A 21,869-nucleotide genomic window follows, 5' to 3' on the forward strand; every position below is an offset into this window, starting at 1 on the left:
TATGGAATTTTTATCAGATTGGGCAAAAAATATTGTTTATTATATTCTATTAGTGAAGTTAATCTCTCAATTACTACCAAATGGTAACATGAGTAAATATATTAAGTTGTTTACTGGGGTTTTATTAATTGTCGTTGTAATGGAACCAATCTTATCATTACGCAATCTGGATCAGAAGGTATTAAGTAATATCATGAATATGGAAAATATGTTAGCGCATAAAGATTATAATAGTCAATCAAAAACATATAACCAAATCAATGACCAGTTAGCAATCAATTTATATAAGAAACAAGTTGAAGAGCATATTAGAAAACTTGTTCATGATGAAGGTGTAGAAGTAAGCCGTATTGAAATAGAAGTTAATGAAGATGAAGGGGATCATTTTGGTGAAATAGTTGCAATGAACCTAAATGTAAGAAAAGAAACCGCTAATAAAGGTGTGACGATTGACAAAATTGAAATAGGCAATCATCATACGGCACATGATGTTACAGCAGAAGATATTATTATAGAAAAAAATATTAAAATTGCATTACGTGGCTTCTATAATATCGCTCCTGATAATATGAATATTAGTATAAGCCAATGAGGGGTCTTATGTATCATAAAAGCGGTATTTTAAAATATCTAAATAGTTTAGCAGGAGGATAAAAATGAACTTTAAATTACCTAGTATTCAAAACAATAAACAAAAGAGAATTATCAATTTGTTATTTATCATATTTTGTATAGGATTTGCTTTTGTTATTTTTTACAAACAAAACACTTCAGAAGAACAACAACCTAATAAACAATTAAATACCGCTGTTTTGCAAGAGGAAGACACCATTCATTATAGTGATGCAATAGAAAAAAAACTGGAAATTGAATTTGAGAAAATAGATGGTGTTGGAAGTGTAGATGTACTACTTACGATGAAAACAAAGGGGGAAGTGGTTCTTAATAAAGATTCACCTAACAGTTCTTCGAAAACTACAGAAAAGGATAAAGAAGGTGGAAGTAGAGAAAGCGAGGAAAATGATCAACAACAAATTACAGTTATGATAAAAAAAGGTGATGGTAGCGAAGAACCAATTATCATCAAGGAATTGTTGCCAGAAGTAAATGGGATTCTTATTATTGCAGAAGGTGGTGATGATCTGATTGTAAAAAATAATTTAATTAATGCTGCAAAAGTATTATTAGATTTACCAGCGCATAAAATAGAAGTAATGAAAAGGGTTCCAAATTAAGGGGGAAAAAATATGAATACCTTTAAAAAAAATCAAATTATAATTACAGCTTTAGCGATTATGATTGCCATAGCTGGATACTTGAACTTTACTGATAAGGCTAGTATCAAAGAAGAAAAATATGTGTTCAATAACAAAGGTTCAGATGTTACTCAGGATGCAGGTGTATTAGTACCTAATGAGGATGAGTTAACAAATGCAAATGTTATTGAAGAAATAATGGAAGAAACTGCAACGACTGGAGAAAATGTAACCAGTGAGGAAACTGCAATCGTTGACGAAGCACAAAAAGAAACAGTAGGGGAAGCAGTATTTGTGAGTAGTAATTCTGTGGATAGCCGCTATTTTCTTGAAGAAAAAATTGATAGAGAACAAACAAGAGCCTACAGTATGGAAATATTACTTGGTGTGATTAACAATGAAAAATTAGGCGAAGAACAAAAAATTGATGCAGCTGCAAAAATGGTGGATTTACAGGATCGAATAGAAAAAGAAGCAGCAGCAGAATCTATTTTAGAAGCAAAGGGTTTTGAAGAAGTTTTTGTTAGAATGGATGAAAAAGGTGTAGATGTTGTTGTAAATGCAGAAAAACTAACTGAAAATGAGTTGGCACAAATTACTGATGTAGTAGCTAGAAAAACAGGTGTAGCAGCTGAACTGGTAGTGATTACACCTCTTAAAATAAATAAGTAAGTGGCACTCGTATCCTTGTGTAAATGCAAAATTAGAAGCTTTGACTTGTGACATAATGGCTCATATGTTATAATACATTATTATATGCATTTTATATATAGGAGGTTACTAATGGATAGAGAAACAGTTAAAATACATGAAAAAGAAGATATTGGAGAAGTTCAGATTGCCAATGAAGTAGTTGCAATTATTGCTGGTTTAGCTGCCACAGAAGTTGATGGTATAGCTGGGATGGTAGGTAGCTTAAAGGGAGATGTTTTTGAGCTATTAGGCAAGAAGAATTTATCTAAGGGTGTCATCGTAAATGTTGGTGAAGACTCCATTTCCTTAGAACTATCTGTGATTGTTGATTTTGGAGCAAGTATTCCAGAAGCATGCAAGAATGTGCAGGAAAAAGTAAAAAATGCTGTTGAAACAATGACAGGACTCACAGTAGAGGAAGTTAATGTACGTGTTGCTGGCGTAGATGTTGAAAACAAATAAATAACACGATTCATATAAGTTACTTATTTAATACCCTTAAATATTTTTATTTAAGGGTATTAAAATGTGTAGAACTATACTATAATAAAAGTTAAATGAAAGTTAGGAGGATACTCTTGTGAACAGAAGATTGCAAAGGGAGCATGTTTTTAAAATCATATTTTCTTATGAATTTGACATAAAAGAAGATTTTGCTCAACATATGGAATATTATTTAGAGGATATTGAACCAGACAATGCAGAGTCTATTGATTATATAAGAGAAAAGGCACTTAAGATTGTTGGCTTGATTGATGAGATTGATTTGCGCATTAATGAAAAAACGAAGGATTGGACAACGGAGAGAATTGCCAAGGTAGAAGTTGCAATTATAAGACTAGCTGTCTATGAAGTGTATTATGATGACGAAGTACCAAATTCGGTAGCAATAAATGAAGCGATAGAAATAGCTAAAAAGTTTGGTGGAGAGAGTTCGCCATCATTTGTGAATGGTGTGCTTGCAAATATCGTTAATTAAAGAGGTATACCAATGAATCAAAATATATTATCAGTTGCACAAGTGAATGCATATATTAAAAAGCTTTTTGAAATGGATTATATTGTCAAGAGCGTCTGGATTCAAGGTGAAGTGTCAAACTGTAAACAACATAGCTCTGGCCATGTTTATTTTACATTGAAAGATGCGAATTCATCTATTGCTTGTGTGCTTTTTAAAGGATATAGGCTAAATTCGTTAAAGGATTTAAAGGATGGGATGAAAATCATTGCCCATGGCGCAGTTTCGGTATATGAAAAAAGTGGTCAATACCAATTATATGTAAAAGAATTTTTAGAAGACGGTGTTGGTTTGCTATATATGAAATTTGAAGCCTTAAAGGAAAGACTAGATGAATTAGGATGGTTTTCGGAAGAATATAAAAAAGCACTCCCATACTATCCTCGAAAAGTAGGAATCGTTACATCAGATACGGGTGCTGCTATTCAGGATATCGTTCACATTTCAAAAAGAAGAAACCCATTCATTCAATTAGTACTTTATCCTTCCCTAGTCCAAGGTGCAGAAGCAAAGGATAATATTGTTGAAGGTATTCGTTTTTTAGATGCAGTACCCGACATAGATATTATTATTATTGGAAGAGGTGGAGGGTCAATTGAAGATTTATGGCCTTTTAATGAAGAGTGCGTAGCAAAAGCAATCTTTGAAGCAAAAACACCTATTATTTCAGCAGTAGGACATGAGACGGATTTTACTATATCCGATTTTGTAGCAGATATGAGAGCGCCAACCCCGTCAGCAGCTGCAGAACTTGCGATACCTTCCATTGATGAGATACAGTCTTCCTTAAATTACTATAAAGAAAAATTAACGCAGCTTATTGAATATAGAATTGATCAAAAAAGAAGTTTAATTGAAGTTTATAAGGCTAGATTCGAAAGATATAACCCGAGACATAGTGTTGAACAAATCATGCAAAATCTGAATGATTTACAAGATAGGCTTGAAAATGCAATCTTCACCAATATCAAAGACTTGAAGAATCAACTAGCGCTTTTAAGCGAAAGCTTAAAGCGGGTTTCACCTATAGAAAAACTTAAAGACGGGTTTGCGTATATAACTGATGAGAACGGAAAACATATTAAATCAATAGATCATTTAAATGGACAAGAAACGCTCGTGATTCAATTATTTGATGGTCAAATTAAGGCTGGAATAACTAATATTGAGAAAGGTGAGGGAAACTATGGTGAAGAATAAAACACTTGAAGAAAACATTAAAGACATTGAAGGTATCGTAGAAAAAATTGAGAAGGGTGGAGTATCCCTTGAGGAATCAATTATTCTATACAAAGAAGGCGTTTCAATTTTAGAAAAGTGTAATATAAAAATTGATACGATTGAGAAAGAACTCATTGTAATAAAAGATCAAGACAAGGTGTAATCAAAATGATGGAATTTAAATTAGAACTTAACAAACGTATAGATTATATTATAAATTTATTAAAAATATATTTGCCAAAGCAAGTAGAAAATAACGAACTATTAGTTGAAGCAATGGCATATAGCTTATTAGCTGGTGGTAAAAGAATGCGACCTATTTTCATGTTGGAAGCATTTACCATATTGAATGGTGAAGGTAAAATTATAAATCCCTTCATGGCGGCAATTGAAATGATACATACGTATTCGTTAATTCATGATGACTTACCTGCACTTGATAATGATGAATTGCGAAGAGGTATGCCTACTTGTCATGTTAAGTTTGGTGAGAATATCGCTATATTAGCTGGAGATGCACTTCTTAATCGTGCATTTGAAATAGCGATAGAGGAAGCTCTAATAAATCCTAAAATGAACGTAATTAGGGCTATGAATGAAATCGGAAAGGCAGCTGGTGCCAATGGAATGATTGGTGGACAAGTTGCAGATGTATTAAATGAAAATAAGCCAATAGATATTGAACTTCTTAACTATATTCACACCCATAAAACCTCTGCTATGATTGAAGCCTCTTTTGTTGTTGGGGCATTACTAGCAAACGCAACGGAAAGGGAAGTAGAAGTATTTAGAAGTATTGGTAAAAATATAGGATTAGCCTTTCAAATTCAAGATGACATACTAGATGTTACGGGTTCAGAATTTGAACTTGGAAAACCAATTAATAGTGATGAAAAAAACAGCAAAGTAACTTATGTTACTCTGAAAGGTATGGAGAAGTCTACTCAAATTGTATTTGAACAATTAGAAGAGGCTGTAACATACCTTCAAAGCTTTGATTCAGATAAATGCGAATTTCTTCTAGCATTTATAGAATATTTAAAAACAAGGAATCATTAAATGTTAGGATGAATAATGTGGTATTTATATTTAAATAGAAATATGCTATAATAAACATTCAGACTAAAGATGCAGTATTCTAGTCCTTCCACTTAATTTTGAAGACGGGGCTAAAAATCCGTTAAAGGGCATACCGATGAAGTTCCTTGTGTTGGCTGGCGACGCCCAGTCGCGGGCTTATGCTGGGAGTTAAGACTTTAGGGCGATCCGCAATGGCATGCGGGCGTTGACCCTTTTGTCGTGGAGACCAACGAATGTGGGAAGTTGCACTATGTGCATGCCTACGACGTTGGATTGAACCTGTCATGCGGCGAAAGCTGTGGACAGAGTAGCCTGCCTTGCGTGATCATAAATGGGAGAGCAAGTTAAACCTCCATTACCTTTGGCCAAAGATAATGTGAAGTTTTTGCTTGAAATTTTATTCGCAAAAGAGGCTAGGAATTATGGTGGATTGTTAGGGAAAACCTCTAGACTGTTCGAAAGAGATATATATAGGATTACAGTGTGATTATTCAAGGTGATCTAGCTCTACTGTTGGCAACACAGTAGGAATTTGTTTCATAGGAAACTACTCCTTTGGCGACAAAGAAGCACAAATTCGGGAAAACCTGCTAGACTATATGTCGCAAAATTTACTATATATTATTGTCTTTGGTTTGTTAATTAAAAAGGAGATTAAGTTGAAATTGACAAGTTTAATTTTGACTTGTGTATAATTTGGAGTCGAAGGAAAAAAAAACAAAAGTAAAATTTAGAAGCTTATATACGCATAGATCGGTCAATTATTCTTGGATAATGGTGGTAACAATCATCACTTTTTTTATATCAATTATTTTGGGATATTTTTCCTTGGTAATAACCGAGAGGGTTTCGTTATATCTTGCAATCATTGTTCTCTTGCTCATTGTATTTACTGGTGTCTTTTTTGACTTATTAGGAATAGCAGTTACTGCTGCAGAAGAAACACCTTTTCACGCAATGGCTTCACATAGACTTAGAGGTGCAAAAGAAAGTATTACAATACTTAGAAATGCTGGTCCAGTGGCTAACTTCTTCAATGATGTTATTGGCGATATTTCAGGAATTATTTCAGGTTCTGCATCAGCAGCAATATTGATTAAAATAAATCAAAACATATCTGTACAATCTACCCTTGCTAGCCTTATATTAACTGCCATCATAGCAGCTATAACAGTTGGTGGTAAAGCAATAGGGAAGGAAATTGCACTTAGACATGCAAATTATGTTGTTTTTAAAATGGGCTATATTATAAGCTTTTTTAGCTTTAAAGGACAGAAGAAATGAGGACGATTAAATGGGTAAATTATTAGATAAGATTCAAGGACCTAAGGATTTAAAAGCTTTACAGGTCGAACAATTAGGTAACTTATCACGAGAAATCAGAAAATATCTTGTTGAAGTGGTCAGTGAAGGTGGTGGACATCTAAGCTCCAATCTTGGGGTTGTAGAATTGACCATTGCACTTCACTATTGCTTTCATTCTCCAGTAGATAAAATTATTTGGGATGTAGGCCACCAAAGTTATGTGCACAAAATATTGACAGGTCGCAAAGATGCCTTAAAAACAATTAGAAGGTTAGATGGCATAAGTGGATTTCCTAAAACAGAGGAGAGTCCTCATGATGCATATAATACAGGACATAGTTCAACCTCTATTTCTGCGGCACTTGGGTTTGCTAGTGCAAGAGATTTACTAAACCAGAAAAATTATGTAATTCCAATTATTGGTGATGGCGCTTTAACTGGTGGACTAGCTTTTGAGGCATTAAACAATGCAGCCAATTTGAAAAGTAATTTTATCGTTATTTTAAATGATAATCAAATGTCCATTTCTGAAAATGTTGGGGGCATATCTTTATATTTAGATTCTATTCGTACAGCAAGCTTTTATAACGAGGTAAAAGAAGACGTTCAAAAGGTTCTTCGAAAGATACCTAAATATGGTGAAGGCGTAATTAATGCAGTTCGAGACGTAAAGGATAGTGTTAAACAGTTATTTATTCCTGGGATGTTTTTTGAAGAAATGGGGTTTACTTACCTAGGTCCAATTGATGGACATAATATTAAGCAAGTGATTACAACATTAAATCAAGCAAAAAAAGTTGATGGACCAACATTAATTCACGTAAATACTGTAAAGGGTAAAGGCTATAAATATGCGGAAGCCTTTCCTTCAAAATTTCATGGTACACGTCCTTTTATCAAAGAAAGCGGAGATGTAAAAAGCGAGTCAAAAGGAAAGAGCTTTTCTAAAACTTTTGGTGCAGCCTTACTTGATTTAGCAAAAGATAACAGTAAGATTGTTGCTATAACTGCTGCTATGCCAGAAGGTACTGGACTAGATGAATTTGCTGTAAAATATCCGCAGAGGTTTTTTGATGTTGGAATAGCAGAGCAGCATGGAGTAACATTTGCAGGTGGTTTAGCGATGTCTGGACTTAAACCATTTATTGCTATCTATTCCTCGTTTTTACAACGGGCTTATGATCAGATTTTGCATGATATTTGCTTGCAGAAGCTACCGGTAGTTTTCTGTGTAGATAGGTCAGGGATCGTTGGTGAAGATGGCGAAACCCATCAAGGAATTTTTGATACATCCTTTCTGGGACACATACCAAATATGACTATTATGGCGCCCAAAAATTCGGTAGAATTAGTAGAAATGATAAATTTATCAGCGCTATATTATGATGGACCAATTAGTATTAAATATCCGAGAGGAATTGATGCTCTAGAGCATTTTGAAGATACTGTTCCAGTACTATTTGGTAAGTCAGAAACCATATATAAAGGCAATCAAATAGGTATCATTTCAGTTGGAACAATGTGTAAACAAGCACTAGATGTATGTGATAAATTGTTAGAAAAAGGGTATTCACCTACATTAGTCAATGCTAGATTTATTAAGCCAGTAGATAAGGAATGTATACTTGAACTTGCCAACAATCATGAAGTTTTGGTGGTGATTGAAGAGAATGTTATTTCTGGTGGTTATGGTGTAGAAGTGTTACAAGTAGCAAGCGGGGTATGTAGAGTACTCCTTTGTGGAATTGAGGATACCTTCGTTACCCATGGTAGTAGAGATGAACTATTAGATCAATGTGGATTAAGTTCAGAAAAGCTATACGATAGAATTATCGATTATATTAAGGATATCAAATAGGTGAAAAAATGGGTGTAAAAAAAGAACGATTAGACGTTGTTTTGGTTAATAATGGGTATGCACCCTCAAGAGAACGTGCAAAAACATTAATTATGACGGGAAATGTTTTTGTTAATGGACAAAGAGAAGATAAAGTTGGTACAAAAATTGATATTGAAGCTTCAATTGAAGTAAAGGGTAATCCGATCCCTTTTGTTAGTCGGGGTGGATTAAAATTAGACAAAGCTGTTAAAATATTTGGTATTCATCTTCAAGATTTAGTTTGCATGGATGTTGGAGCATCAACAGGAGGATTTACTGACTGTATGTTGCAAAATGGAGCAAATAAAGTCTATGCAGTTGATGTTGGTTATGGACAATTGGACTGGAGACTGCGTCAAGATGAACGGGTTATTTGTATGGAAAAAACAAATATTAGATACGTAACTGATAAAGAAATAACTGAATTGTTAGATTTTGTTTCGATTGATGTATCTTTTATTTCGCTTAAGAAAATTCTATTGCCTATTTGGCATTTAATGAAAATAGATGCAGAGTGTATGTGCTTAATCAAGCCTCAATTTGAAGCCGGTAGAGAAAAGGTCGGGAAAAAAGGTGTTGTTAGGGAATGGCAAACTCATTTTGATGTAATTAAAGATGTTATCGAGTATGCAACCAGCATTTCCTTTGAGATGCTTAACCTAGATTTTTCACCGATAAAAGGCCCAGAGGGTAATATTGAATACTTACTATATATGAAAAAGGTCATAGAGGTTAATAATGAAGGCAATGGGTTGGAAGTTATAAAAAATGTTGTTGATAATGCACATGAAAAGTTATAAAATGAAAATTAGAGTTAATAAGTTGAATGGAAAAGTTGGTGAATAGATGAATAAATTTTTGTTAATGCCTAATATATTAAAAAGTTCCAGCCAGGAATTAACTAAGGATATAGTTACTTGGCTTACGAACCACCAATATGAAGTATATATAACTGAAGATGTTGGTGATCTATATGATTTGCAACGTTATAGTTGTAATCAAGAAGAGGCAATATTGAAAGCTGATTGTGCTATCGTTTTAGGCGGGGATGGTACTATTTTACATGCTGCAAGAGATTTAGCGGCTTATGATTTGCCTATTTTGGGAGTAAATCTTGGACATTTAGGATTTTTAGCAGAAGTGGATGAAACAGATATTTATTCTACATTAGATGATCTTTGCTCAGGACGGTACTCAATTGAGGATCGCATGATGCTTCAAACAACGATAATCGATGATAATAATCAAGTAAATAATATAGGCTTGGCTCTAAATGATGTGGTAGTTTCAAGAGCTTCTTCTAGGATGGGGGGATATAGCGTATTTGTTAATGATGAGTTGGTAAATCATTATTTTGCTGATGGTATCATAGTATCTACGCCGACTGGATCAACAGCTTACAATTTGTCAGCAGGTGGTCCGATTTTGGTACCAAGTAAGGAAATGATTGTTATTACTCCGATTTGTCCACATTCCTTAACTGCAAGAAGCATAGTTATCTCATCAGATGATCAAGTTCGTATTAATTTCAAACAAAATAGAAGACCTCATGATAAAGATTTGCAAGTTACTATAGATGGGCAGCAAGTGATAGGTATCACAAATGATACAGAGCTTGTTATAGAGCAATCTAAAGTATATACTCATCTTGTTAAGCTGAATAGTGTTAATTTTTATTCATTACTTAGAAAGAAGTTAGGAAGCAATTAATATGCTTTGATTATAAATATTCTATGAATAAGAGAGGGCTATCATTTGAAAATCGAAAGACAATCCAAAATTCTTCAATTGATTAATGAAATGGATATTGAAACACAAGAGGATTTAGCCAACAAATTATTAGAGAACGGATTTTTAGTCACGCAAGCCACAGTATCTAGGGATATTAGGGATTTGAAGTTAACAAAGGTGACAGTATCAAATGGTAGGCAGAAGTATGTTGTTTTACCAGACAAAGAAAATAATTTAAGTGAAAAATACATACGTGTTTTTCGAGATGGGTTTTTGAATATGGATCGTGCAGAGAATATCATCGTATTAAAGACATTAACTGGCATGGCAATGGCAGTTGCGGCCGCTATTGATGCTATGGACTTTGAAGAAGTAGTCGGATGTATAGCTGGAGATGATACTATTTTTTGTGCAGTAAGAGCAGAAGCAAATGCGGTACAAGTTATGGAAAGATTTAATAGAATAGCACACGCTAGCAATTAAGTTAAACATATAGGGAGGGGCATATGTTAACCTATTTACATGTAAAAAATATAGCATTAATTGATGAGCTAGAGGTTGATTTTGACGGAGGCTTTAATATACTTACTGGAGAGACTGGTGCCGGTAAGTCTATTATTATTGGATCTATTAATGCGGTATTAGGTAGCAAGGTCTCTAAAGATTTTATTCGAAAAGATGAAGAAAATGCTCTCGTAGAATTAATGTTCCAAGTGACATCAAAAGATGTCTTAAAACAACTTAAAGATCTTGAAATTGATTGTGATGGAGAAGTATTAATATCGCGTAAAATTAGTCAAAATGGTAGAAGTGTTTTTAAAGTGAATGGACAAGTTGTAAATGCCGAAGGTGTTAAAAATATGACTTCCTTGCTTATAGATTTACATAGCCAACACGAACATCAATCTTTATTAGAAAAGAAAAATCATATTCGCTTACTTGATAAATACTTAGGTAATAAAGTTGAGTTAATCCAAAATGAACTTAAAGCGAAGTATAAAAAGTATCAGCAGTTAAAAAATGAAATCAAAGAATTTTCCTTAGATCACGAAACTATAAAACGTGAAATTAGCTTCTTAGAATATGAAATAGTTGAAATAGAAAATGCACAATTAACACCAGGAGAAGATGAGTTGCTAGATCTAGAATATAAGAAACAATCAAATATTCAAAGCATTCAAAGTACGCTGTCAAATATTAGAGAAATGATAGATGGGCAAGATCACATTAGTAGTGTGTCCTTTCAAGTAACAAAAGCCCTTGAATTAATGAATAGAATAAAAGGACTAGATCATACACTTGTCAAGCTAACGGAACAACTTGAACAGATAGATTTTATTCTAATGGATTTCAATCACGATACTTATGAATATATTGATAATCTTATTATGGATGAAGAAGCACTAGACTATACTAGAAAAAGAATTGATACCATTAATGGACTTAAGATGAAACATTCAAATAATATTGAGGAAATATTACTCATGTTAGAAGTAAAAAGAGAAAAGCATCAAAAATTACTTCATCATGAAGAAAGCCTTGAGAAAATACGAAATGAAATGATGATTCTAGAAAGAGAAATTATCGATTTATGCAAATCATTAACTACAGTAAGAGTGGAGGGTTCAAAAGAGCTATCTAAACAAATTGTCGTAGCATTAAAAGATTTGAATTTAAACAATACAGATTTTTTGATTCAATGTTTGCAAAAAGAAGCCTTTGGACCTGATGGTTGGGATGATGTAGAATTTATGATTTCAACTAACATTGGTGAAAATATGAAGCAGTTAATTCAAATTGCATCAGGTGGAGAGTTATCTAGAGTAATGTTAGCTATAAAATCTGTACTTGCAGACTGTGATGAAATATCAACTTTAATTTTTGATGAGATTGATAACGGCATTAGTGGTAGAACAGCTCAGATGGTTGCGGAAAAAATGGTACGATTATCAAGAAGCAGACAGCTCATATGTATATCACATTTGCCTCAGATTGCTGCCATGGCAGATAATCATTACCTCATAGAAAAAAGATCAAATAATGATAAGACGATAACGACAATGGTTAAACTTAAAGAAGAAGAAATTCCAAACGAATTATCTCGTCTAATAGGTGGAGCGAAAATTACAGAGTCTATACAAAAAAGTGCTATTGAGATGAAGAAGTTAGCGAATGAAGTGAAAGGCGTTTAGCTTATATTGATGAAAACGTAAAAATAAGAGAAAACACCTTACCAATTTTGTAAAAAAATGTTAATTTAAAAAACTTGCTTGAATAAAGCAAGTTTTTTATTTGCTATAAAGTTCTGTTAAGTAATTACTTGTACTTTTTACTAGCATAATTAAATTTTTCAAAGGGAATTTTAAAACTATAGTTCTTGAAAAAATATGCTAATAGGATGTGAAAAGATGAGCGGAAAATTATATAGATCTATCCTACTAATCGTTGCCTTTTGTTTAACATTAGTAATTTGCTTTCATTTTTTTGTAAAACTATATATACCGAATAACTATAAAATGTTTGTAGGCGAGGAAAGAAATATTGGCTACAATGTACCTTTTGAAGCTGATATAACAGGTGATATTAAGGGCGTCTTACAAATAAATAGTGAACCAGTTCCAAATAATCGTATTGCTGTTAACTTAAATAAACCATTTACAGTTTTATCAAATGAAACTAGAAAGTTTAATGTTCATTTAAAATTATTAGGATGGTTACCAATTAAAAAAGTACAAGTAGAAGTCATTAATCCTGAAAACTACATACCTGTTGGTGAAATGGTTGGAGTTACTGTTTCAACAGATGGGGTATTGGTATTAGGAACTGGCAATTTAATTAATCCTGAAGGCAAAAAGGCATCACCCTCCAAGGATATTTTATTTTCTGGTGATTATATTAAAAAGATCAATCAAAAAACAATTGTGAATAAGGAGGAGTTAATAAAAGAGATCAATGCATCTGATGGCAAGGAAGTATTAATAGAAATTGAAAGAAAAGACGAGACAATGAGCGTTAAAGTAAAACCGAGTAATACATCTATAGAAGGTGAATATAAGTTAGGTGTATGGGTTAGAGATGATACGCAAGGAATAGGTACATTAACCTACATTAATTTAGAAAAAAATACATTTGGAGCTTTAGGCCATGGTATTACAGATGTTGATACACAACAGCTTATGGAGCTATCAGGAGGCACATTAGTAACTTCTTTGATAACTAACATAACGAAGGGTAAAGATGGCGCTCCAGGTGAAATAGCAGGAGTAATTATTGAAAGTGAAGAGAACACGGTTGCGTTTGTAAATCAAAATCATCGAAATGGTATTTTTGGATCATTGACAAAGAATGGAATTGAGATGTACTCCAATAAAGAATGTCTTTCTTTGGGTTTTAAATATGATATTAAATTAGGGAAAGCCTTGATAAGAAGTGATGTTAGCGGGGATATTCGGGATTATGAAATTGTGATTGAAAAGATTTTTTTGAATGATGAAGCCAATAAAGGCATGATTATTAAAGTAGTTGACACGGAACTACTAAATCTGACAAATGGTATTATACAAGGAATGAGTGGAAGTCCGATAATACAAGACGGAAAGCTGATAGGTGCGGTAACTCATGTTTTTGTTCAGGATTCGACAAAAGGTTATGGAACGTTTATTGAAAACATGATTTTAGAAGAAAACTAGTTCTTGTGGAGCAAAAAGCGATATTTTGTCAAAAATTGCGTTTTTTATTTGTTGATTAAAAAGGATTATGGTACTATAATAATATTGTACATTAAAATATGGAAGAGGGGGAAGAATAATGAAAGATAAAATTGATGTCTTAATAGCAGATGACAGCCAAAAATTATGTGCAATGATGTCTGATTTTTTTGAAACACAGGAGGATATTGACGTAATTGATGTCGTTCATAATGGAGAAGATGCAATTGAACAGATTAGAGTCAAAAAACCTGATGTTGTTTTGTTAGATGTTGTAATGCCGCTAATAGATGGTTTAGGTGTTCTCGAAAGGATCAATGAAGAGGATTTAGATAAGAAACCTATTTTTATTATGCTGTCAGCAGTTGGGCAAGAAAAGGTAACTAAGAGTGCTTTAAGTTTAGGTGCAGAGTATTATATGATGAAGCCATTTAATTATGATTCTTTAGCAAAACGCATTAGACAGCTTAAAGGAAGAATTGAGTTTGTAAAGAGAGAAAAAAATAATAGCTTCATTAAAGAAAATACCATTAATAAATATGGATACCAATCAAGAGTATTAGAATCAGAGGTAACAAATATTATTCATGAAATAGGTGTACCTGCACATATTAAAGGTTATCAATATTTAAGAGATGCCATTATTATGGTAATCAATGATATTGAGATTCTGAATTCGATAACAAAATCATTATATCCTGCAATTGCAGAAAAATATGATACAACACCAAGTAGAGTAGAAAGAGCAATAAGACATGCCATTGAAGTAGCTTGGAGTCGAGGCAAGATGGAAACTTTAGACAATTTATTTGGTTATACCATCAGCCACGGTAAAGGCAAACCTACCAATTCAGAGTTCGTAGCCCTTATTGCAGACAAGTTGAGATTAGAGCTTCGAGTAAGTTAAAAAAATTTTTGAATAGAATTCGTTTTGCTGGACATAATATTAATGTGAGTTGAAGTTGTACTCACAGATGACTTATAATTGTGAGGTGTAGTTCCAATGGATATCATCATTAATTGTTGACATAGTTTTGGTATTATAATCACAAATAAAGATGGTTCAAGGTAATTTTTAGGAACAAATGAATATTATAAGTTAAGAAAAATAGTGGTCTAAATGGCTGCTATTTTTTTGTTATTCATAAACGGACGAAGGTAAACCTATTGGTTTACCTTCGTTAGTTTATCTTCATTTGGTTCTACTAGCATCGAATAATTCGTATGATAAATTACAAATCCTGGTGCAGAGCCATTGGGTTTTTTTAGGTTTTTCTTTAAAGTGTAATCAACAGTAACTTTATTTGAATCTTTTCCTTTGCTATAATAGGCAGCAAGTGCAGCAGCCTCTTCAAAGACTTTATCTGTCATTTCATTGCCTGCAGATTTAACAATTACATGAGAACCGGGGATATCCTTAGCATGAAACCACCAATCATTGTTTGCTGCGAATTTGATCCAAAGCTCTTCGTTTTGTATATTATTTTTTCCTACATAGATATCAAAACCGTCGGAAGAAACATAATGGAGTGGTTCAGATTTGCTTAATATTTTTTTTGCTTTTGTTTTTTTGAATTTAATATATCCAGAAGCGATTAATTCGCTTTTAATTTGCATCAAATCTTCTTCTGAAGCAGTAAATTCCAAGGCATATTTTATGGATTCTAAATGGTTCAACTCATTTTTAGTTCCATCAATTTGTTCTGAAATAGCAACAAAGGTACGTTTCTTCTTATTATATTTTGCAAAATAACGTTGTGCATTTTGAGATGGAGTTAAATTAGGATCTAAAGTAATTGTATCATTGGAATCGTTGTAATAGTTATAAAGCTCAATTTTTGACATTCCTTCATTTATTTGATACAAATTAGCATTGATTAATTCGCCTTTGATTTTTAAGTTATCTCGATCAAGGGTATCTTGAAGCTGGCGTAATTGTAATTCTAGCTTCTTAGAACAACGTTCATAATTGTTTTGAACAAGTTTTCTTATATCAACAGATTTTTGGCTTATTCTACTAGAGCTTGAACGTTTCTCGAAAAAACTATCCATTAATTCTGAGATGGAAGAGTGAGATAGCGTTTTATAATGAGTATATATGGACAGCGGTAGAACATAAAATTCTATATATTTACCAGTTTCATCAAGAAATATAGTAGGTGAATAGTCGGCTGTTTTAATTCTTGTACTAATGATATTGAAAATACCATATAAGCGATTAAGCGCTTCCTTTGATAGTTCATTTACAGAGCTATTACTGTCTATTTGAGAGGCATAGCACATCTCTTCTCCGATTAGGGGACTCATACCGGTAAACGATTCATAAATAGCTTGACCAATTCCAATTGGTTTAGAAATAGCTTTTATAAAACTGTCTAAATCCGTAATATCAAATAAATATTGCTTGTCCTTTGAAGGCGGATAAAAATAGTTTTTTCCAGGAAATACCTCTCGAATTGAACTCATTTGGCTATTTACATGTTTGATACTATCTAGAATCATTTTGTTGTCATCACATAATATAATATTGCTGTGTCGACCCATGACTTCAATGATCAATGTCTTCTGGCACAAATCACCAAGTTCATTTAGATGTTCAAATGATATTTCAACAATTCTCTCGAAATTTGGCTGTTGAATATTTAGAATCTTTGCATTATTAAGATACTTTCTAAGAATCATACAAAAGCTAGGTGCAGTTAAGGGGTTGTTTTTTTGTAGGTTTGTAATGTGAAGTCTTGGAAAGTTAGCTTGAGCTGAAAGGAGTAACTTATATAATGTACGATTATTCCTTATAGAAATAATCAGTTCGTCTTTTTCAGGTTGAGAAATTTTGTCCACTCTTCCACCAATGAGTAGCGTGCTTAATTCGTTTACAATGCTTGATAAAACGATACCGTCTAATGCCACTTGTGTTGCCTCCTAAAAGTAATTGTCTTTGTTAAGTGACTAAGCCACTTAGAAATAGTATAGCATTCTTCCTCATGGTTGGGAAGAATATTGTTGAAGTTTAAAAGGATGTATTTGTTGGTTACTTATAAACTAATTAAAAAGTGGCTATCATCAATAGAGTGAAATCTATATTGTGACAGCCAGTGTTTTAATATGAAAGAGTAAGTTTTTGTTGTTTTGAATCCCAGACTAGGGCAACTCCCATTGTGTCAGCAAAAAATCTAACGGGAAGATATGTCCTGCCATTTCTTATGGTTAATGGTGTTTTAATATTGATCAATTCTCCATCTAGCAAAGCTGTCTTTGAATCAGCGGTCAAAACTAAGGTAGAGTTGTTGTACTTAAGAGTTACTGTTTTGCTTTTTTCTTCCCAAGCGATTGTTCCTCCCAAATTTTCAATAAGAGCCCTGGCTGGAATATATGTACGAGAGTCAATAATGATTGGGGTAGTGTTTGCATTTTGTTCGATTTTTATCTTTTCATTGTTTTTATATAAATAGGGGTCATTTATTTTCATTGTTACTATGCTTTCATAGGTTGAATAAAAGCTTAAATTAAATGTTTTTTCACTTGCAAGTTGATTATTAGAATCATAAACTTTAATTCTTAATTTTGCAATTGGTGCCTTGTAGTTAGTGAAATCATAATTCAATTCAAAAGGCATAGCAGTGCTTGTTGCTATAAGCTTCCGATCTAAATAGTATTCAACTTTTCCAATAAATGGATCATAAATATATGCATACGTACTTAGCTTGATGGCTTCTTTTTTTAACAATTGATCTTTAATTTCTTCATAATATATTGGTGATGAGCTGTTTAATTTAGAAATATAATAGGGAGAAGCAATCATTTGTGAATAAAGCTCACTTGCTGCTTTATTATCCTCAAGCTCATATTTGTTAATACCGGGTGAAGCGTTGAAATAGGTTATTCCTTTTATACCGGGGAAAATTCTTGGCAAGTAATGATACACTTTTTCAAGGTTATTTCCATACCAATCATTGAAATCAACATCCGGAAAATAGCTATTATAATAGGAAGGAGCACCTTCTGCTATCATAATTGGTTTTCTTCCTACAAATGCTTGATAGATGAATTCCAACTTTTCAATAGGGTTAACATTCATATTCGATAAACTAACACGATTATTGCCATCAGGTGTTGCGTAAGAACTAACACCAATCCAATCAACGTATTTGTCTCCAGGATAATAACTAAGCATTGTACTAAATGGAATATCATTAGGAGACCATAACATCATAACATTCGGTGCTTCTTCTGCCATAATGTCATGAATTAATCTGAACTTTTGTTTGTATTTTTCGGGGTCACCATACCAAGGAACCCAATCTCCATTCATTTCACAAGCAAATCTTAAATAGATAGGTAAACCTGAAGCTTTGGCATCTTTTGCCCAAGTACGAATATATTCATTATCTACAACACTATCAAGTCCTAACATAGGTTCCATAGCAATTTGAAATCCCATATTTTTACCTTCTAACAGTTCTGCTTGAATCGTAGGGAACTTTGAAACTCCAAAAGTTGAGTAGCATAATAAGATACCCAGGTCTCTACCAAATGTAGAAGAAAATAAATCAGTATCTACATATCCTCCTGAGGTTAATCTTAAATCAGGTTCAGCATACATTCCAATGTAGGCACCATATTTGGGCACATATAAAGCATTGCTTATTGAAGAATTCGCTGCTTTTTTTTCATAGAACAATCTGATATCAACTCTTAGATCATTTGCCTTATCCTTAACCTTAACTGCATATACAGACTGTTTGGCTTCTATATAAGCATAATGGCTTTTATCATAATACTCTACAGCAAGCTCTGAGTCTGTCGAAAAATCTCCATATATACCAGCATAATAATTACCTATCTTTTCTAAATAGATTGCATAGTTCATAGGGGTCAATTGCTCACGAATAGATAATATCTTTAAAAAAGGGCTTGATTGACCAGTAGCGGCCTCATGAATAGATACAATCTTTAACCAAGTATTGAATGCTTTTTCATACTCTCGATTATCAAAGTACTTAGCTGCCAATACTTGCTCTGACCAAATATCTGTATCACTAGCAAATGCCGATGGAGTAGGCACTGCGGATAAAACCATTAGAATTGCCATAGCCAATGGATATATAATTTTGCTTCTTACCTTGTGCATATGTTGTTTCCTCCCTTGTTTGTATCTCTATACAAATTTATATGTATTGCATAAAAATGTCAATGGAATAATAAAAATTTAATCATTAAGTAATCAAATTGAATTAATTTTGGTAGCCAAAATAAAATTGAATTCATAATGATTATATGATATATTAATTAATTAATAAAAGAAATGATGATTGTTTCAACTATGTGGAATGTAAGGAGAATGAAAATGATGATATTTAAAGGCCTAAAATTTGGTATGCTTCTTCAAATTGCCATTGGACCAATTAGTATATATGTTTTTAACATTTCTAGTAATCATGGATTTATACAAGGAGAAATTGCGGCCACTGCTGTAACTTTAGCTGATTCCCTTTTTATCTTGCTTGCTTTACTTGGATTAACAACTTTTTTAGAACATCAAAAGGTTAAAAAGTATGTCACGTTATTTGGTGCAATCGTTATTGCAATATTTGGTATTAACATCATTTTAGAGGTTTTTGGTCATGGTCTATTACCAAATATTCAGTTATTCCACATTCAAAGTAATAACAATGTTTTTTTATATGCATTTTTTCTCACATGTGCGAACCCCTTAACAATATTGTTTTGGGCAGGAGTTTTTTCATCAAAGCTGAGCAAGGAAAACTATAATAAAAAGGATATGTACTTATTTGGTATCGGTTCAGCAACTTCAACCTTAATCGCATTAACGAGTGTTTCGATTATAGGAACTATTACGAAAAGTTTTTTATCAGAGAATATTGTTGGAATATTAAATGGAATTGTTGGAGTAGTACTCGTTATTTACGCGATAAAAATGATTTTTATAAAGAGAGAAAAATCCCAAATAACAACGATTAACTGATTTAACTTTTTTGAAAATTGAAAGAACAGATATATATATCTTCGAATAGAATATTAGTACAAGTATTATGACGAAGGTCATTGTCGACAAATATTTACTTGTTAGTATTTTATAAAGGAGGTTGGAAATATGTGGAATAGAGTATTAGGTGATGTAGCTGAAGAAAGCTGTAACAAACATAGACGTAGACCATCTGACGTTGAAGGTATTTTATGTGACATCTTAGATTCAGTTGAGAATATCGAAGAATGTACTTGTGATCAAATTGTACCTTTATTAAGAAGGATTTTAAATGCTGTAGAAAATGATGATAAACATCGTAAATGTAGAGATTAGTTCATAATACAACATTACGGATATAATCAGAAAGTTGAACATATTGATTGGACAAGTCAAATAATAAGATAAAAACCCAAGGCGCCTTGGGTTTTTGTTGATTAATCAGCAAATGTTTTACAAAAACACAAGAATATGCTATCGTATATACATTATAAGAAATGGAGGAGCTTATGCATGGTGATATCTTTAGAATTGGTTCCTAACAATGAAGAACTTTTATCTCAACAGTTAAGCTATGTTAAATCCAATTTCCCTAACATTGAAGGTATTAATATTCCTGATCTTCTTAAATTTGAAATGCGTAGTTGGGAAGGGTGTAGAATTGCGAAAGGATATTATCAAAGAACAATACCCCATATACGTGCTATGGATATAGACTTAGAAGAACCTCTGCCTATGGCAAAATCATTAATTGAAAACAATATATGCGAAGTTCTAATACTAACAGGTGACCTACCGCAAGATATGAATAGAAAAATATATCATTCCTCAACAATTGATGTAATTAGGAAGTTTAAAACTGAGCTTCCACATATTAAGGTATATGGTGCAATTGACCAATATAGAGATAGCTTTAAGACGGAAATGCTCTATGTAAAACGAAAGATTTATGCAGGAGTTGATGGATTTTTCACACAGCCTTTTTTCGATATGAGACTTTTATCAATTTATGAAGAAATGTTAAGTGGTACCAATGTTTTTTTTGGAATCTCTCCAGTATTATCAGAACACTCACAAAACTATTGGCATGCAAAAAACAATGTAATATTCCCAGAGGGATTTTCACCAAATTACGATTGGAATATTGATTTTGCTAAGAAAGCTACAGAGTTTGCTGATAGCAAAAATAGAAATCTGTATTTTATGCCAATTAAAACAAGCTTAGAGCAGTACTTACATAGTGTTTTCAGGTAGAAGTAATTTCTGAAATAAAGTTCTATAATTAAAATGGGTGAATGAATATGCAAATAAAAAAAGAAGAAGTAAGAGATGCAATATTAAAAAATGCAGAGAATGAGTTTTATATAAATGGATTTGAAAAAGCATCCATTAGGAAGATTGTAAAAGCTTCGGGGACAACTATTGGGAACTTTTATAATTACTTTGTGAGTAAGGAAGGCTTATTTGATCAAGTTGTGGGTGAAGAATACTATAATTTTAAGTATATTCTTCAAAACCATGACCAATTGGTTAAGCCTGATTATTTATGGCAAGTATCGAATCCTAGTGAATGGAAAAAGGTATTGTCTGAGTTTATTCCAGGCTTCTTTCCGGTTCTTGGTAATAAATTTGTTATTCTGATTGAATGCAGCAAAGGGACAAAGTATGAACAAGCGCGCTCAATACTGATTGACTTAATCGATGAGCACTTTATAGAACATATAAAAACCTTTAGTCCGAAATATGAGATGGTTGATATTGGCAAAGTGCTAGCTGAACAGGCATTGAATGGAATAGTAGCTATCATACGAAAATACCATAATGATGAATATAAAAAGAATAATATGATTGTAGAATACTTATTGTTTTTCTTTATTGGTACAATGGGTTTATTAAGTGAATTTTAGTATAAAAATTTTTGAATAAATTCCTTAGTTTTAGCAAAACTTGAAAGCTAGAGATGCTATAACAAACTGATTTTAAAGAGATCAGA

At 32.6% G+C, this 21,869-nt stretch carries 22 protein-coding genes; 20 read left to right on the forward strand and 2 right to left on the reverse strand.

What is annotated here, in order from left to right:
* The first annotated feature begins 1 nt into the window (after window position 1).
* The 16 genes from spoIIIAF (at window position 2) to spo0A (ending at window position 14,797) form a co-directional block, all read left to right on the forward strand.
* Entirely contained in the window at window positions 2–592 is a 591-nt protein-coding gene (gene spoIIIAF / locus CVU84_03410; GenBank protein PKM95862.1) for a stage III sporulation protein AF, read from the forward strand.
* A 64-nt stretch (window positions 593–656) separates the two neighbouring features.
* Window positions 657–1,235, forward strand: coding sequence for a hypothetical protein (locus CVU84_03415; GenBank protein ID PKM95863.1), 579 nt, complete (start codon window positions 657–659; stop codon window positions 1,233–1,235).
* A 12-nt stretch (window positions 1,236–1,247) separates the two neighbouring features.
* Entirely contained in the window at window positions 1,248–1,928 is a 681-nt protein-coding gene (locus CVU84_03420; protein ID PKM95864.1) for a stage III sporulation protein AH, read from the forward strand.
* Between the two features lie 111 nt (window positions 1,929–2,039).
* A complete protein-coding gene (locus CVU84_03425) occupies window positions 2,040–2,411 on the forward strand; it encodes an Asp23/Gls24 family envelope stress response protein (protein ID PKM95865.1) in 372 nt (123 codons plus the stop codon).
* 118 nt (window positions 2,412–2,529) lie between these two features.
* Complete coding sequence (gene nusB, locus CVU84_03430; GenBank protein PKM95866.1) at window positions 2,530–2,928, forward strand: transcription antitermination factor NusB; 399 nt, start codon at window positions 2,530–2,532, stop codon at window positions 2,926–2,928.
* Window positions 2,929–2,940: 12 nt separating this feature from the next.
* The gene (locus CVU84_03435; GenBank protein PKM95867.1) at window positions 2,941–4,167 is read left to right on the forward strand and encodes an exodeoxyribonuclease VII large subunit; all 1,227 of its coding nucleotides are present in this window, start codon (window positions 2,941–2,943) and stop codon (window positions 4,165–4,167) included.
* On the forward strand, window positions 4,154–4,351 hold the full coding sequence (gene xseB, locus CVU84_03440; protein PKM95868.1) for an exodeoxyribonuclease VII small subunit: 198 nt from the start codon (window positions 4,154–4,156) through the stop codon (window positions 4,349–4,351). Before CVU84_03435 ends, xseB begins: the two co-directional genes overlap by 14 nt.
* An 8-nt stretch (window positions 4,352–4,359) precedes the next feature.
* A complete protein-coding gene (locus tag CVU84_03445) occupies window positions 4,360–5,247 on the forward strand; it encodes a farnesyl-diphosphate synthase (protein PKM96119.1) in 888 nt (295 codons plus the stop codon).
* A 708-nt stretch (window positions 5,248–5,955) separates the two neighbouring features.
* On the forward strand, window positions 5,956–6,552 hold the full coding sequence (locus tag CVU84_03450) for an Mg2+ and Co2+ transporter CorB (GenBank protein ID PKM95869.1): 597 nt from the start codon (window positions 5,956–5,958) through the stop codon (window positions 6,550–6,552).
* A gap of 10 nt (window positions 6,553–6,562) precedes the next feature.
* On the forward strand, window positions 6,563–8,431 hold the full coding sequence (gene dxs, locus CVU84_03455) for a 1-deoxy-D-xylulose-5-phosphate synthase (protein ID PKM95870.1): 1,869 nt from the start codon (window positions 6,563–6,565) through the stop codon (window positions 8,429–8,431).
* An 8-nt stretch (window positions 8,432–8,439) separates the two neighbouring features.
* On the forward strand, window positions 8,440–9,252 hold the full coding sequence (locus tag CVU84_03460) for a TlyA family rRNA (cytidine-2'-O)-methyltransferase (protein ID PKM95871.1): 813 nt from the start codon (window positions 8,440–8,442) through the stop codon (window positions 9,250–9,252).
* A gap of 46 nt (window positions 9,253–9,298) precedes the next feature.
* On the forward strand, window positions 9,299–10,162 hold the full coding sequence (locus CVU84_03465; protein ID PKM95872.1) for an NAD(+) kinase: 864 nt from the start codon (window positions 9,299–9,301) through the stop codon (window positions 10,160–10,162).
* Between the two features lie 45 nt (window positions 10,163–10,207).
* On the forward strand, window positions 10,208–10,666 hold the full coding sequence (argR, locus tag CVU84_03470) for an arginine repressor (protein PKM95873.1): 459 nt from the start codon (window positions 10,208–10,210) through the stop codon (window positions 10,664–10,666).
* Between the two features lie 23 nt (window positions 10,667–10,689).
* Window positions 10,690–12,375 carry a DNA repair protein RecN gene (gene recN, locus CVU84_03475; GenBank protein PKM95874.1) on the forward strand — a complete coding sequence of 562 codons (1,686 nt, stop codon included), beginning with the start codon at window positions 10,690–10,692 and terminating at the stop codon, window positions 12,373–12,375.
* A gap of 195 nt (window positions 12,376–12,570) precedes the next feature.
* Window positions 12,571–13,872 carry a SpoIVB peptidase gene (gene spoIVB, locus CVU84_03480; protein PKM95875.1) on the forward strand — a complete coding sequence of 434 codons (1,302 nt, stop codon included), beginning with the start codon at window positions 12,571–12,573 and terminating at the stop codon, window positions 13,870–13,872.
* A 115-nt stretch (window positions 13,873–13,987) separates the two neighbouring features.
* A complete protein-coding gene (gene spo0A / locus CVU84_03485) occupies window positions 13,988–14,797 on the forward strand; it encodes a sporulation transcription factor Spo0A (protein PKM95876.1) in 810 nt (269 codons plus the stop codon).
* A gap of 257 nt (window positions 14,798–15,054) precedes the next feature.
* Here spo0A and CVU84_03490 read toward each other — a convergent pair whose 3' ends face one another.
* Window positions 15,055–16,800, reverse strand: coding sequence for a hypothetical protein (locus CVU84_03490; protein PKM95877.1), 1,746 nt, complete (start codon window positions 16,798–16,800; stop codon window positions 15,055–15,057).
* A gap of 190 nt (window positions 16,801–16,990) precedes the next feature.
* Window positions 16,991–19,021: a hypothetical protein gene (locus CVU84_03495; GenBank protein ID PKM95878.1), complete on the reverse strand. Its 2,031-nt coding sequence runs from the start codon at window positions 19,019–19,021 to the stop codon at window positions 16,991–16,993.
* A 174-nt stretch (window positions 19,022–19,195) separates the two neighbouring features.
* On the opposite strand from CVU84_03495, the gene CVU84_03500 reads away from it, so the two are divergent.
* The 4 genes from CVU84_03500 to CVU84_03515 all read left to right on the forward strand — a co-directional run bounded on the left by CVU84_03500 (window position 19,196) and on the right by CVU84_03515 (window position 21,783).
* The gene (locus CVU84_03500) at window positions 19,196–19,876 is read left to right on the forward strand and encodes a lysine transporter LysE (GenBank protein ID PKM95879.1); all 681 of its coding nucleotides are present in this window, start codon (window positions 19,196–19,198) and stop codon (window positions 19,874–19,876) included.
* Window positions 19,877–20,005: 129 nt separating this feature from the next.
* Window positions 20,006–20,212 carry a hypothetical protein gene (locus CVU84_03505; GenBank protein ID PKM95880.1) on the forward strand — a complete coding sequence of 69 codons (207 nt, stop codon included), beginning with the start codon at window positions 20,006–20,008 and terminating at the stop codon, window positions 20,210–20,212.
* A 177-nt stretch (window positions 20,213–20,389) separates the two neighbouring features.
* Window positions 20,390–21,130, forward strand: a complete 741-nt coding sequence (locus CVU84_03510; GenBank protein ID PKM95881.1) for a 5,10-methylenetetrahydrofolate reductase — start codon at window positions 20,390–20,392, stop codon at window positions 21,128–21,130.
* Between the two features lie 41 nt (window positions 21,131–21,171).
* The gene (locus CVU84_03515; protein ID PKM95882.1) at window positions 21,172–21,783 is read left to right on the forward strand and encodes a hypothetical protein; all 612 of its coding nucleotides are present in this window, start codon (window positions 21,172–21,174) and stop codon (window positions 21,781–21,783) included.
* Window positions 21,784–21,869 lie beyond the last annotated feature (86 nt).

Source organism: Firmicutes bacterium HGW-Firmicutes-1, assembly GCA_002841625.1.
Taxonomy (GTDB): Bacteria; Bacillota; Clostridia; order Lachnospirales; family Vallitaleaceae; genus HGW-1.

Bases quoted from the DNA above. Each gene is read 5' to 3' on its own strand.
- CVU84_03460 (PKM95871.1), top strand. From the start codon at position 8,440: ATGGGTGTAAAAAAAGAACGATTAGACGTTGTTTTGGTTAATAATGGG.
- CVU84_03515 (PKM95882.1), top strand. From the start codon at position 21,172: ATGAATATGCAAATAAAAAAAGAAGAAGTAAGAGATGCAATATTAAAA.
- CVU84_03505 (PKM95880.1), top strand. From the start codon at position 20,006: ATGTGGAATAGAGTATTAGGTGATGTAGCTGAAGAAAGCTGTAACAAA.
- CVU84_03465 (PKM95872.1), top strand. From the start codon at position 9,299: ATGAATAAATTTTTGTTAATGCCTAATATATTAAAAAGTTCCAGCCAG.
- xseB (PKM95868.1), top strand. From the start codon at position 4,154: ATGGTGAAGAATAAAACACTTGAAGAAAACATTAAAGACATTGAAGGT.
- CVU84_03510 (PKM95881.1), top strand. From the start codon at position 20,390: ATGGTGATATCTTTAGAATTGGTTCCTAACAATGAAGAACTTTTATCT.
- CVU84_03500 (PKM95879.1), top strand. From the start codon at position 19,196: ATGATGATTGTTTCAACTATGTGGAATGTAAGGAGAATGAAAATGATG.
- CVU84_03445 (PKM96119.1), top strand. From the start codon at position 4,360: ATGGAATTTAAATTAGAACTTAACAAACGTATAGATTATATTATAAAT.
- spoIIIAF (PKM95862.1), top strand. From the start codon at position 2: ATGGAATTTTTATCAGATTGGGCAAAAAATATTGTTTATTATATTCTA.
- CVU84_03420 (PKM95864.1), top strand. From the start codon at position 1,248: ATGAATACCTTTAAAAAAAATCAAATTATAATTACAGCTTTAGCGATT.
- dxs (PKM95870.1), top strand. From the start codon at position 6,563: ATGGGTAAATTATTAGATAAGATTCAAGGACCTAAGGATTTAAAAGCT.
- CVU84_03435 (PKM95867.1), top strand. From the start codon at position 2,941: ATGAATCAAAATATATTATCAGTTGCACAAGTGAATGCATATATTAAA.
- CVU84_03425 (PKM95865.1), top strand. From the start codon at position 2,040: ATGGATAGAGAAACAGTTAAAATACATGAAAAAGAAGATATTGGAGAA.
- CVU84_03495 (PKM95878.1), bottom strand. From the start codon at position 19,021: ATGCACAAGGTAAGAAGCAAAATTATATATCCATTGGCTATGGCAATT.
- spoIVB (PKM95875.1), top strand. From the start codon at position 12,571: ATGCTAATAGGATGTGAAAAGATGAGCGGAAAATTATATAGATCTATC.
- CVU84_03415 (PKM95863.1), top strand. From the start codon at position 657: ATGAACTTTAAATTACCTAGTATTCAAAACAATAAACAAAAGAGAATT.
- recN (PKM95874.1), top strand. From the start codon at position 10,690: ATGTTAACCTATTTACATGTAAAAAATATAGCATTAATTGATGAGCTA.